Genomic DNA, 12,450 nt, shown 5'->3' on the forward strand with positions numbered 1-12,450 from the left:
TCTTCTGAATTGTGATTTGGTTTTAAACTCTATATATAATAGAGAGAATAACTAAAATGGCGATTACTCGGTTATTGCTTCTTCATTACATTATCTAGTTTTCAAGGAACAAGGCTACTGATTTCAATCACAACGTGATTTCGCATCGTAGCATTACTTCATGCTGCCTTGCGACGAGCTGAGGGGTTACTTCCTCGAATCTCTGCGGCGCAGGAGCAAATATTGAGAAATTAAAATCATTTTAAAAATGATGATAATTCCCTCAAAACTGAACGAACAAGTAACGTCTTTTATTGAAGTATCAAGTACTTCAAATCTTCCTTAGAAAGGAGGTGATCCAGCCGCACCTTCCGATACGGCTACCTTGTTACGACTTCACCCCAATCATCTGTCCCACCTTAGGCGGCTGGCTCCTTACGGTTACCCCACCGACTTCGGGTGTTACAAACTCTCGTGGTGTGACGGGCGGTGTGTACAAGGCCCGGGAACGTATTCACCGCGGCATGCTGATCCGCGATTACTAGCGATTCCGGCTTCATGCAGGCGAGTTGCAGCCTGCAATCCGAACTGAGAATGGTTTTATGGGATTGGCTAAACCTCGCGGTCTTGCAGCCCTTTGTACCATCCATTGTAGCACGTGTGTAGCCCAGGTCATAAGGGGCATGATGATTTGACGTCATCCCCACCTTCCTCCGGTTTGTCACCGGCAGTCACCTTAGAGTGCCCAACTGAATGCTGGCAACTAAGATCAAGGGTTGCGCTCGTTGCGGGACTTAACCCAACATCTCACGACACGAGCTGACGACAACCATGCACCACCTGTCACTCTGTCCCCCGAAGGGGAAAGTCCTATCTCTAGGATTGTCAGAGGATGTCAAGACCTGGTAAGGTTCTTCGCGTTGCTTCGAATTAAACCACATGCTCCACCGCTTGTGCGGGCCCCCGTCAATTCCTTTGAGTTTCAGCCTTGCGGCCGTACTCCCCAGGCGGAGTGCTTAATGCGTTTGCTGCAGCACTAAAGGGCGGAAACCCTCTAACACTTAGCACTCATCGTTTACGGCGTGGACTACCAGGGTATCTAATCCTGTTCGCTCCCCACGCTTTCGCGCCTCAGCGTCAGTTACAGACCAGAGAGTCGCCTTCGCCACTGGTGTTCCTCCACATCTCTACGCATTTCACCGCTACACGTGGAATTCCACTCTCCTCTTCTGCACTCAAGTCCCCCAGTTTCCAATGACCCTCCACGGTTGAGCCGTGGGCTTTCACATCAGACTTAAAGGACCGCCTGCGCGCGCTTTACGCCCAATAATTCCGGACAACGCTTGCCACCTACGTATTACCGCGGCTGCTGGCACGTAGTTAGCCGTGGCTTTCTGGTTAGGTACCGTCAAGGTACCGGCAGTTACTCCGGTACTTGTTCTTCCCTAACAACAGAGTTTTACGATCCGAAAACCTTCATCACTCACGCGGCGTTGCTCCGTCAGACTTTCGTCCATTGCGGAAGATTCCCTACTGCTGCCTCCCGTAGGAGTCTGGGCCGTGTCTCAGTCCCAGTGTGGCCGATCACCCTCTCAGGTCGGCTACGCATCGTTGCCTTGGTGAGCCGTTACCTCACCAACTAGCTAATGCGCCGCGGGCCCATCTGTAAGTGATAGCCGAAGCCATCTTTCAGCTTTCCTACATGAGTAGAAAAGAATTATCCGGTATTAGCTCCGGTTTCCCGAAGTTATCCCAGTCTTACAGGCAGGTTGCCCACGTGTTACTCACCCGTCCGCCGCTAACTTTTGGGAGCAAGCTCCCGCAAGTTCGCTCGACTTGCATGTATTAGGCACGCCGCCAGCGTTCGTCCTGAGCCAGGATCAAACTCTCCAATAAATTGTGAGTTGATTAGCTCATAAATATCTTTTTTTAAAAAAGACTAAAAGTTAAACGTTGACGTTTTTGTTCGTTCAGTTTTCAAAGAACTATCTTGTCGCTCAGAAGCGACTTTATTAATTTAACATATTCCCTCAGTACTAGTCAATAACTTTTTCAAAAAACTTTTTTTGTTATCTAAGCTATTTCCTAAGGACGAGTTCTAATATAACACGAATAAAAAGTGTTTGCAATATATTTTTTTAGTTTTTTATTTGATCATTCCTGATTACTATCTCTACATTAAAATAAATTATTTGTTCTTTTTAATTCCATTGTTTACAACAGTATCAATAATTGTTCCTCTCAATAGAAACATCAATTTCATATAGTTAATTTCTATGGGGCTCTATTCTCGTTTTATCTGAAAAATTCGTTTTTGAAATTGGCAAAACAAAATTTAATCTTATACAATTTGAAGAGAATAGTCTTGTCACTAAAGCAATAAGAAATTAGGTGTGTTTTATGTCTAATATTTTTATTAAAAGGATTTATGATCCTTGCGAAGAAAACGATGGCTATCGGATCCTAGTCGATCGACTATGGCCGCGCGGAATTTCAAAAGAAAAGGCGAAATTGTATTACTGGGCTAAAAATTTGGCACCAAGCCACGAACTGCGGAAAAGTTTCTCTCATAATAAAGAGCTTTTTGATGAATTTCGAATTCGGTATTTAGAGGAATTGCGAACTAACGATTTAATTAAAAACGAAATAAAACAAATAAGTAAACTAAGCCTCAATCAAAACATCACACTTTTGTATGCTGCAAAAAATACTATTTATAATAATGCCATCGTATTAAAAGATGAAATTCTCATGAATACAGGCGATGATAATCTACAAAAGATGAATAATTAACAAATGAGGTTGATAACTTGCGGATTCCTCCACATATCCACAAGATTATCCACAAAAAATAAGACTATTATGTTTATGGTTACCGTAATTGTTCCACAACCTGTGGATGGATTAATCCCCTTTATCCACAAACAACTTAATTTCGAATATGCTACACCCAACTACTCTACCTTAATTTATTTAAGACTCGGCATATTCATATTAAATAAACCCCTTTCATATAATCTATTATCTCTATATATATATTGAAAGGTGTGAATCATACTGGAGAACATCGCACTATACTTATCCTTTTTCATGGCAATCTATCTATTCTCTTATTCATATATAGAGGGCATAAGAATTGCCAATTCAGAAGGTAAGATTTACGGAGGAACCTTTATTTTTTCAGTGACATCCGGTTTTCTATTCTCTGCATTGACTTATTTATTTGTTTAGCACAAAAAATCCCCCATACTTTGGGGGGATTATGTTTCCTCATCTTCTTTTAATATCGCGGCAATAACACCGTCTACAAACTGCCCTTTTTTTAAAAATTTTTTCTTTAAGAGTCCTTCAAATTCAAACCCGTTCTTCTCTAATACTTTCTTTGATGAACTATTTCTTGGATCAAAGATTGCTTCAATTCGATTTAATCCAATTTCTATTAAACCGTATTGTACGACAGCATGAATCACCTCGGTCATGATCCCTTTTCCCCAGTAATCAGGATGAAGTTCATACCCAATTTCGGCTTTCCAATGTTCTTCCTCAATTTCATGGAAGCCACATGTACCAATGAACTGCCCTGTTTCTTTCAAAACAATTGCCCAGCGAATTTGTTTTCTATTTTCGTATTTATACAGCAAGCTTTCTATTAAATCTTCCGCTTGTTTTTCAGAAGTAAAAGTAGCAAGATCATAAAACTTTGTCACTTCTTCTTTTGAAAAATAACTAAACATACCTGGAGCATCATTCATTTGAAGCTTTCTTAATATAACTCTTTCCGTTTCCAATCTCGGAAAATTTGTAAAAGCTTTATTAAACCCCATTTTTTATCTCCTTAATTTCGTACATTTTCTTTAAGTGTACTATTAAGAGATGTTTTTTTCTTTAATTCCCTTAAGTTAAGTCTTCGTTCATCTAATAAAAATAATGAAACCCCGATAATAATAATGCAGCCTCCAATAATTTGAGACCAGCTCACAGATTCTTGTAATAGATAATATGCTAAAAGAGCCGCACCAACCGGTTCGAATAAAATGGCCATCGAAATAGTAGAAGTACTCAGCCATTTTAATGACCAGTTAAATATCGTATGACCCATTAGTGTTGGAAAAAGCGCAAGAAGGATAAAATAAACCCAATCACTTGTCGGGTATGGCAATAATGGTTCCTGTTTGATGATTACATATATAAACAATGTTATAGTACTTATACTATAAACAATAAAAGTATAGGTAACGAGCGACAGTCTTTTTCTAACGTCTTGACCAAACAATAGATTCGCTGTAATTAATGCACAAGCAATCAAGGCCAAAATATCTCCAAATAATGCAGATCCGCTAATTTTAAAATCTCCCCAGCTGATTACTACACTTCCTAATACAGCAATAACACTGCTTATTATTGCTTTCAGAGAGAACTTTTCCTTAAAGAAAAAATATGTTCCTACAAAAGCAAATAATGGCTGAAGTGTTACTAATACGGTTGAGCTGGCAACTGACGTGTAATTTAATGATTCAAACCAAAGAATAAAATGAAAGGCTAGGAATACACCAGCGATTATAGAAAATAACCAATCCCGCCTTGTAATAAGACGAAGTTCTGGAACATACTTTATTAGAAAAATAGGCAACATAAATAAAACCGTAAATAGTAAGCGGTAAAAAGCGATAACACCAGAAGGAGCCGATGAAACTTTTACAAGAATAGCAGATGTGGAGACTGACAATACGCCGATAGCAAGAGCCACATAAGGATTTATTTTGATGTCTGACATAGATGCAACTCCTTAATTCAATAATTTTAAGCCACACCCTATATTACATCCAAAGAAATATTTTATCTATTATTTTACTATATTATTCTTTAGGGAGTTTTAGGAATTGATTTAAAGGGTATGTCATATTTAACATAAATTGATGTTAAAAGAACTAGGTATAATCAGAAATGGAGCCGCGCCAGCTCTTATCCCCTATCATCCAAAAATTTTTAGGAAGCAGGGATATTATGAGTGAATTAGAATTAGAAATATTAATGAAACTTGGAATATCCGCCGTTCTTGGGCTGGTTATCGGAATTGAGCGGGAATTAAAAAGAAAACCAGTTGGCCTTAAAACAAGTCTCGTTATTTCCATCGTGAGCTGCTTATTAACAATCGTATCCATTGAATCAGCCTACATATTTCCCGGAAAGGAAGGCGTTAATATTCAAATGGATCCTCTGCGACTGGCTGCCCAAATCGTATCTGGCATTGGGTTTCTAGGTGCGGGTGTTATTTTAAGAAGAGGAAACGATAGCATATCCGGTTTAACAACTGCTGCATTAATTTGGGGGGCAGCTGGGATTGGAATTGCGGTAGGTGCAGGCTTCTATCTGGAGGCTATGGCAGGCGTTGCTTTACTCATCATCAGTGTTGAAGTCATTCCATTTTTCATGGCCCTTTTGGGACCTAGGCAATTAAGGGAAAAAGAAATTACCCTTCAGCTTAAGGTGACCGATAAGGAAAACATTGCCGATATTCTTTCCGCTATAAAAGACATAAAAATCTCTATCAAACGCGTAAGAATTAAGGACTTGGAAGGAGGAAAGCACCTAATCCAGCTGGTTGTAACGGTAAATAAAAAGAAAAGCATAACTGATGTCTATTACAGCGTCTCTCAATTAAGCGGGGTACGCAGTGTCGAAATTGAAAGTTTGCAGTAGACAAAATTACCTCTTGCCAAAAACCCCGAATGCGGATATAATTTTTCTTGTACCGTTCAATCGGGGAATTAGCTCAGCTGGGAGAGCGCTACGCTGGCAGCGTAGAGGTCAGGGGTTCGAGCCCCCTATTCTCCATAATCGGAAACCCTTGTGTAGCAAGGGTTTTTCTTTTTTAGCTTTTATCAAACCTTATGTACATTACTTTTCGAAGATTCCGTAAACCAAATAACTTCAAGAATTATAAATCCTGTTTATAGACAATTCCATACTCTAAGTATATCTTTAAAAGTGTTAAAGCTTCTCCCCAACCTACAGCACATCCAATACAGGCTTTTAAGTCTTTTTCTGAATTAGTATAGCCTGTCTCATTAAGAACTACTAATGTTCCGTCTTTATAAGGCTCAAGTTTAAAGGTTACTGTTGAATTTTGTTCTCCTGGTGACCATTGAAAAACAAATCTTTTGTTTGGAGTTGCCTCAAGTATCTTCCCCCCATCTTCAATATTTATATTTTCACTACCGAAATTTGTCCATCTCAAACGTATCTCACCAGTTCCATCTGGGTTTATCTCTAGCGATGTGTCATCTGTAAACCAAGCATTCCAACCTTGAGATGTTGAAACTGTTTTATACACTTCTTCTAAAGGTACTTTAATGTAGGTTTTATGGTGTATGTCTGGCATTTTCACTATCCTCCATATCCCTTAATTTTCTTTATTCAATAACCTCTACTAACTTTTTTAGTTCAGCAATCCTGCATAGTTACTTTAAATACATCTTTCAAGATCTCTACTTATTCACATATATACCCAAATCAATTTCCAACTGTTATTCAAGAATATTGCCAATTACATAAAGAAAAAGCACAATTCTTGCTGCAGAATTGCGCCCATTTTTATGGAAGTTCAAAATAGTGATTAATGCCTTTTGATTGCTAACTAAAGCATCCATTAGTTTAAGTACAATACTTCACAAAATGAATTTTTATGAAACCACTTAAGACTTTCACGAAGGAAGATTTAGTTGCCACGATACTCCAAACCGATCATTTAGCCAACCAAACTTTTGACTAAAACCATAATTACCAATTGGCATAAGTGCTTGCCCACCCTCGATGAGTTTCTGATATAGGTTGTTAATTTCTTCTTCTGTATCACAAGTAACAAAAATAGAGAATGAAGGAGTAAAGGAAAACTGATGCTTCACATTACTGTCAATGCACATAAATTCTTGCCCTTTTAAAGAAAAAGTAGCTTGCATGACAGTTCCTTCGTCTCCAGTTTCATTCGCTCCATAGCGAACAATACTTGTAATTTCTGAATCGTCAATGATTGATATGTAATAATTCATCGCTTCTTCTGCTTTACCATCTTGAAACATTAAGAATGGTTTAACCTTTACCATTAAATACCAACTCCTTGATTCTTAATTAAAGCATACATTAATTAATATAATGAATGAACGTAAGGTGACTTTAATTTAATATGGACATCAACCTTTATAGCTGATATCTCCAGTTTCAACTAGTTCTTTGAGTCCCATAAACATTAAGTTCCAACCATGTTCAGACCCATCATGATACTCTCCTAGAGCTTTTTCAATATCTGCTTTTGTCCAGTTTTCTTCTGGAGAAACGTGGATGAGCTGGGTAAAAGTCATTTCACATCCTGTAGAAATTTCTTTTATCTCAACAGTTATTATATCTTCTAACTCACTAAATTGAGGCATTTTAAAAGTAAATACCAATTTTTTTGGCGGATCAATTTCAAGGTATTCTCCTACTGCTCGATAATCTTTCCCCTCTCTATGGTCCACGATCTCCCAATCTCCTCCTACTTTGGGGTCATTCCGTGCGACCTTGTTCGTCCCTTCTAATGTAAAAAACCACTTTTTCATCATTACAGGATTCAACCATGCGTCAAAAACTCTTTCAGGTTCTACATTAAATTCTCTTATCATTTTTAATGTTGTAGTTGAGATGTTATTCATTAAATTCTCCTTCCGAGCGATTTAGTGTTCTTTCTTCTTGGCTTTCAATAACTCACTTTCCAGAAGATCAAAACGATTGCTCCAAAATTTCTCATAAAATTGGAGCCATTCCTTAGCTTGAGATAATGATTCAGTATTTAAGCGACATATGTGAGTTCTTCCATTTACACTCCTTTCCACTAATTTTGCTCCCTCAAGAACCTTAATATGCTTTGAAATCCCAGCCAGGGACATATCAAAAGGCTCTGCTAATTCGGAAACTGTTCTTTCTTTTTGCGCCATCATATGAACCATTTCTCTTCTTGTTGAATCAGCTAAAGCATGAAAAATTTTATTTAAATGATCATTATTATGGTTAACCATGTAGTTAAATATAGCAGATATAATTTCCATATTCAACTATTTGGTTAAATATAAAAACAACTTAGTGGACCTTTAACTCATCAGCCTTCACCTGTTGATGTTTATTACCTGAACATTCCGTAAAAATCGTGTGTTTATAGTACAAATAAACATACAATTGGATTAGCCACGGAATATTCTATTTCAAATTTATTAATTATTACTTAGTGAATCGGAAAAAGAGGTGTACCAAATTAATTTGGCAGCACCTCTTTTTCTATTATTTTTGATTCTTATTTTAATAGGACAATGTATATTCAACAATTTAGATAATAAGTTTTAGAGACAAATAATTATTTAAAGGGGGATTAGTATGACTATGTATGAGCAATCTCCACAACAACAGACACAAATTTCTCCAGTTATGTTTGTTTCACGCTCTTTAGACGAGATTCGTTTTTGGTCGAGGATTATGAAGGAGCATTCACTATTTCTTCGATTGGGTTTTAGAGCTGAGGATACGCAATTAATTGCGGAGGCAAATCAGTTTTTTCAAGTGTTTGAGCAAATTGAACAGCAGGCCCATGCTTTTACTGATCAAGCGGCTCCTGAACAAATACGAAGGTTTAATACCGAAGTTATGCAGGCAGCAACCAATATTTTTGCTTTTAAGCGAAAAGTATTAGGCTTAATCCTATCCTGCAAAATGCCTGGTGCAAATAATTTCCCTTTATTAGTTGATCATGTTAGCAGAGAAGCCAATTACTTTAGAAAACGGTTAATTGAATTAAATGAGGGAAAACTGAAGCCGCTTCCTGATGCAATTATTAAGGAGAATATTTTCTTCTTAAGGATTATGGGGGATCATGCACAGTTTATCGGACATCTTCTTGATCCTTCAGAAAGAAAGCTGATTGACTTAGCACGGAATTTCAGTCATGATTTTGATCAATTAATTTTCCAAGCAAGAGACTTAGATTCTATGAGGCCCCAGTCTAATACTGTACCTCTTTATGATCAGTTCCTAGATCAGAATCGTGTGTCTGTCGTTTCTCTAAGGGACTTTAAGAAAACAGCAAGGGAATTAATCGAAGAATGTAAAATCAAAAGCATTATTCACCCTCTGTTGGCGGACCATGTCTTCCGAGAAGCTGAAAGATTCCTAGAAATTATTGATATGTTCGAAGCACATCTCACAGGAGCAAAACCTCGAATTATTTAATTTATGAAATTCGGAGCGAGTTTCAAGCAATTCTAACGGCCTTATTAGTGTAATTGCTAGTCGGTTAGACTTTTCATGATTTTTGATTTAGTTCCTTTGGCTCAGTTGATGCAAATGTTGATTACAAAGACTATATTGGAAAAAGAGATGTGCCATATGAAAGCTCAGCACCTTTTTTACTTATGAAGGCTACCCTTTTATTAAACATAAATGAACAAAAAAGCTAATCGAGGGACTTCGATTAGCTTTTTCATTTTCTACAGATTGTTTAAGAATTCTTTTACTTGCATTGGCGTTTTTGCATTGGCACTATGTAAATGGGCAAGCTTTTCGCCATTTTTGATCTGCTAAACTCGAACACTGCCAAATTCAAGCATCAAGCCAATAAAAACCCCTGTTTCAATGGATCCCTTGGGTCTACCACAAATTGGTGGAACCCTGTAATGTATGCCTGACCGGATACTCTTGGAACAACGGCGTCATAGTCCCCTACTTTTGTAAGTGATAATACTTCACCAATAAATTGTCCATCCGTAATACATTCATGAACAAAGCTTTCTCCCTCTTTTAACCGGCCTTGCTCTACGAGGGTCGCAGCTCTTGCCGATGTGCCTGTTCCGCATGGGGAACGGTCCACTTGCTCATCCGCAAAAATAGTAACATTACGCAGATCTGCCCCTTCTTTATTAGGCTCATCAGAAAAGATTACTCCATAGATTCCCTTTAATCCTGGCTCAAGCGGATGTTTGACCTCCATCTGACTCTCGATATAATGTTTAATTTTACCTCCCCATGTTTGAATAGCTGCTATATCCTTAAAGTTCACCTTTAAATCCATTTCTTTACTGTCAACTACTGCATAGAATGCGCCGCCAAAAGCGATATCGACATTAAATTCATAACCGTCAATTTTCACGGGAACATCCTTCTTATATACAAATGAAGGTACATTTTCGAAAGAGACTGATTCTACTTGGTTTCCACTATATTTTGCATAGGCAATCACTTCGCCCGCAGGACTATCAATAATAAACTTCTCTTTTCCGCCAGACAGATCAAACATTCCGGTCTCAATTCCAACGGTCATCACTGCTATAATCCCGTGTCCACACATCGTACTCCATCCTTCATTATGCATAAACAGCACACCGAAATCAGCATGCGGACTTGCTGGAGGAGTAATGATACAGCCATACATTCCATGATGGCCGCGTGGTTCGTACATTAATGTCTCACGTAAATGGTCTAAGTGCTCCATGCAGTATGCGCGTCTTTCCAATTGAGTGTTACCTTTTATTTCAGGAAATCCGCCAGTAATAACACGTAATGGTTCTCCTGCAACATGCAAATCAACAGTTGTAAACATTTTGCTGAAGTTCATGGAATTACCTCCAATTAAAATAATTTTTATTCGAACGAGTATTATTAGAACTTAAATCATATTAAATCCTTTTTTATATTCTTAGTCCGTTCCATAGAATGGACTAAGAATATGAATATATAAAATTATTTCTCTTCAATATAAGTCCACTTATAAGAAGCAAATACTCCGAATGGGTGAGCTACATATCCTTTAACATATGGCTTTTTCAACTGGGCAAGACCCGATTGGTACATCGGAGAAATGGCTGCATCCTCTTCGATGAGGATTCTTTCAGCTTCCTGCATATTTTCCCATCTTTTTTGAACATCAGTTGGATTTGTTTTTGCTTCTGTTATGAGACCATCGAATTTCTCGTTCCCGTAATTTGACCAGTTATATGGGCCATCAGATAGATAAAGATCCATAAATGTAATTGGGTCTTGGAAATCCGGGCCCCAGCCAGAATAAGTAAGATCATATTGCAGGCTTGATTCTAAGGCTAGCTTTTGCTTATTAGGCTGCTGATTGATCTTAATCGTTAAGCCAGGCAAATTGGTCTCTAACTGATTTTTGAAATATTCGCTGACGCGTTTTCTTTCCTCGCTGTCGTAGCTTAAAAACTCCAACTCAATGCTTTCAACACCAAGTTCTTCTAACCCTTTTTCCCAATATTCCTTCGCTTTCTCTACTCCGTCCCCATTAAAACCAGGATATTTTGCACGGAAGTCATTCCCGCTTTCATCAAAGGCAAATTCTTTAGGAACTAAATAATAAGCAGGCACAGATCCGTTATTTAACAGGCTTTCTGCAGCAGCTTTCTTATCCCACCCCATATCAATTGCCTTACGGATATTTACATTAGCTAAGTATTTATTCTGTTGATTCATTCGGATAAAGAATACTTCTGGCTTCAGCAAAGTATGGAAATCTGGTGTACTTGCATATTGGCCAATAAATTCAGAAGTAATCTCTGTTAGATCAATTTTTCCTGTGTCATACAGGTTTACCCTTGTTCCTGCTTCTTTAACAACTTTTACATTGATGGTGTCTAGCTTAACTGTCGCAGCATCCCAATAGGTTGGATTTTTCTTATAAGTCCAGCCAACCTCATGTTCCCAAGAATCCAAAACGAAAGGACCGTTATAAAGGAGATTTTCTACTTCTAGTGCATATTGGTCGCCTTCCGCTTCAACAAATTCCTTATTTTGCGGGAAAAATACTGGATACGTAATGAGACTTAAAAAATATGGCACAGGATGATCTAATTCAACCTGTAAGGTACTGTCATCAATTACCTTTACCCCTAGTTCATCGACTTTTCCATACAAACTATTTTCAGAGTCCTGAATGGCTGCAGCATTCTTGATGTCGTTAAATAGATAAGAATAAGTAGATAGAGTATCTGGATTGATCGCTTTTTTCCATGCATACTCAAAATCCTTTGCTGTTACAGGTGTTCCATTACTCCATTTTGCATCAGATCGAATATGAAAGGTAAAAACCTTTCCATCCTCACTTACCTCATGACTTTCGGCCATTCCTGCCACTGGGGCATGAGATTCATCTAATCTGTAAAGTCCTTCAAAAATATTATTCATAGTTCTGCTTGATAGGGCATCAAATAAACCAAGAGTGTCAAGAGTCGGGACTTCCCCGCCCTCCACTAGATTTAGAACTTGCTCACTTGGCGCTTCGGTTGTACCATCACTGGATTGTTGCGGTTTTTCTTCTGTGGCTGTATTTTTACTTCCTCCTCCGTAGCATCCTGTTAAAAAAGAACTTAATAGAAGCATCAAAGCAAGAATAAACGTACTTTTCATTTTCATAAAACTTCCCCCTAGTTAGATGTGTGTATT

11 protein-coding genes, 1 tRNA gene, 1 rRNA gene and 1 pseudogene are annotated in these 12,450 nt (G+C 38.1%); 4 read left to right on the top strand and 10 right to left on the bottom strand.

What is annotated here, in order from left to right; all coding sequences use genetic code 11:
- Positions 1 to 325 precede the first annotated feature (325 nt).
- Positions 326 to 1,875 (bottom strand): 16S ribosomal RNA (locus tag RRV45_RS17690).
- Positions 1,876 to 2,379: 504 nt separating this feature from the next.
- On the opposite strand from RRV45_RS17690, the gene RRV45_RS17695 reads away from it, so the two are divergent.
- Positions 2,380 to 2,772: a DUF488 domain-containing protein gene (locus RRV45_RS17695; RefSeq protein WP_315665978.1), complete on the top strand. Its 393-nt coding sequence runs from the start codon at positions 2,380 to 2,382 to the stop codon at positions 2,770 to 2,772.
- 467 nt (positions 2,773 to 3,239) lie between these two features.
- On the opposite strand, the gene RRV45_RS17700 is transcribed toward RRV45_RS17695, so the two are convergent.
- Together RRV45_RS17700 and RRV45_RS17705 are read right to left on the bottom strand one after the other, a co-directional pair.
- Positions 3,240 to 3,803 (bottom strand): GNAT family N-acetyltransferase, encoded by a 564-nt coding sequence (locus RRV45_RS17700; RefSeq protein WP_315665979.1) that lies wholly within the window; start codon positions 3,801 to 3,803, stop codon positions 3,240 to 3,242.
- Positions 3,804 to 3,814: 11 nt separating this feature from the next.
- A complete protein-coding gene (locus RRV45_RS17705; protein WP_315665980.1) occupies positions 3,815 to 4,753 on the bottom strand; it encodes a DMT family transporter in 939 nt (312 codons plus the stop codon).
- Positions 4,754 to 4,983: 230 nt separating this feature from the next.
- Between RRV45_RS17705 and RRV45_RS17710 the strand changes: the two genes are divergently transcribed.
- Together RRV45_RS17710 and RRV45_RS17715 are read left to right on the top strand one after the other, a co-directional pair.
- Positions 4,984 to 5,679: an MgtC/SapB family protein gene (locus tag RRV45_RS17710; RefSeq protein ID WP_315665981.1), complete on the top strand. Its 696-nt coding sequence runs from the start codon at positions 4,984 to 4,986 to the stop codon at positions 5,677 to 5,679.
- Between the two features lie 62 nt (positions 5,680 to 5,741).
- Positions 5,742 to 5,814 (top strand) — tRNA-Ala (locus tag RRV45_RS17715).
- Positions 5,815 to 5,917: 103 nt separating this feature from the next.
- Here RRV45_RS17715 and RRV45_RS17720 read toward each other — a convergent pair.
- The 4 genes from RRV45_RS17720 to RRV45_RS17735 form a co-directional block, all read right to left on the bottom strand.
- Positions 5,918 to 6,361, bottom strand: a complete 444-nt coding sequence (locus RRV45_RS17720) for an SRPBCC family protein (protein WP_315665982.1) — start codon at positions 6,359 to 6,361, stop codon at positions 5,918 to 5,920.
- A 322-nt stretch (positions 6,362 to 6,683) separates the two neighbouring features.
- Positions 6,684 to 7,082 (bottom strand): VOC family protein, encoded by a 399-nt coding sequence (locus RRV45_RS17725; RefSeq protein WP_315665983.1) that lies wholly within the window; start codon positions 7,080 to 7,082, stop codon positions 6,684 to 6,686.
- Positions 7,083 to 7,169: 87 nt separating this feature from the next.
- Complete coding sequence (locus RRV45_RS17730; protein ID WP_315665984.1) at positions 7,170 to 7,667, bottom strand: SRPBCC family protein; 498 nt, start codon at positions 7,665 to 7,667, stop codon at positions 7,170 to 7,172.
- Between the two features lie 21 nt (positions 7,668 to 7,688).
- A complete protein-coding gene (locus RRV45_RS17735; RefSeq protein ID WP_315665985.1) occupies positions 7,689 to 8,060 on the bottom strand; it encodes an ArsR/SmtB family transcription factor in 372 nt (123 codons plus the stop codon).
- A 322-nt stretch (positions 8,061 to 8,382) separates the two neighbouring features.
- Here RRV45_RS17735 and RRV45_RS17740 point away from each other — a divergent pair, with 322 nt between their 5' ends.
- Positions 8,383 to 9,231: a DUF2935 domain-containing protein gene (locus tag RRV45_RS17740; RefSeq protein ID WP_315665986.1), complete on the top strand. Its 849-nt coding sequence runs from the start codon at positions 8,383 to 8,385 to the stop codon at positions 9,229 to 9,231.
- A gap of 257 nt (positions 9,232 to 9,488) precedes the next feature.
- On the opposite strand, the pseudogene RRV45_RS17745 reads toward RRV45_RS17740, so the two are convergent.
- From RRV45_RS17745 to RRV45_RS17755, 3 genes and pseudogenes are all read right to left on the bottom strand, one after another.
- Positions 9,489 to 9,572, bottom strand: a pseudogene (locus RRV45_RS17745) (thiol reductase thioredoxin); the annotation flags it as partial.
- A gap of 35 nt (positions 9,573 to 9,607) precedes the next feature.
- Complete coding sequence (locus RRV45_RS17750) at positions 9,608 to 10,612, bottom strand: proline racemase family protein (protein WP_315665987.1); 1,005 nt, start codon at positions 10,610 to 10,612, stop codon at positions 9,608 to 9,610.
- Between the two features lie 125 nt (positions 10,613 to 10,737).
- Entirely contained in the window at positions 10,738 to 12,420 is a 1,683-nt protein-coding gene (locus RRV45_RS17755; protein ID WP_315665988.1) for a peptide ABC transporter substrate-binding protein, read from the bottom strand.
- Positions 12,421 to 12,450: the final 30 nt, after the last annotated feature.

It is taken from the genome of Bacillus sp. DTU_2020_1000418_1_SI_GHA_SEK_038 (genome assembly GCF_032341175.1).
Lineage (GTDB): Bacteria > Bacillota > Bacilli > Bacillales > Cytobacillaceae > Cytobacillus.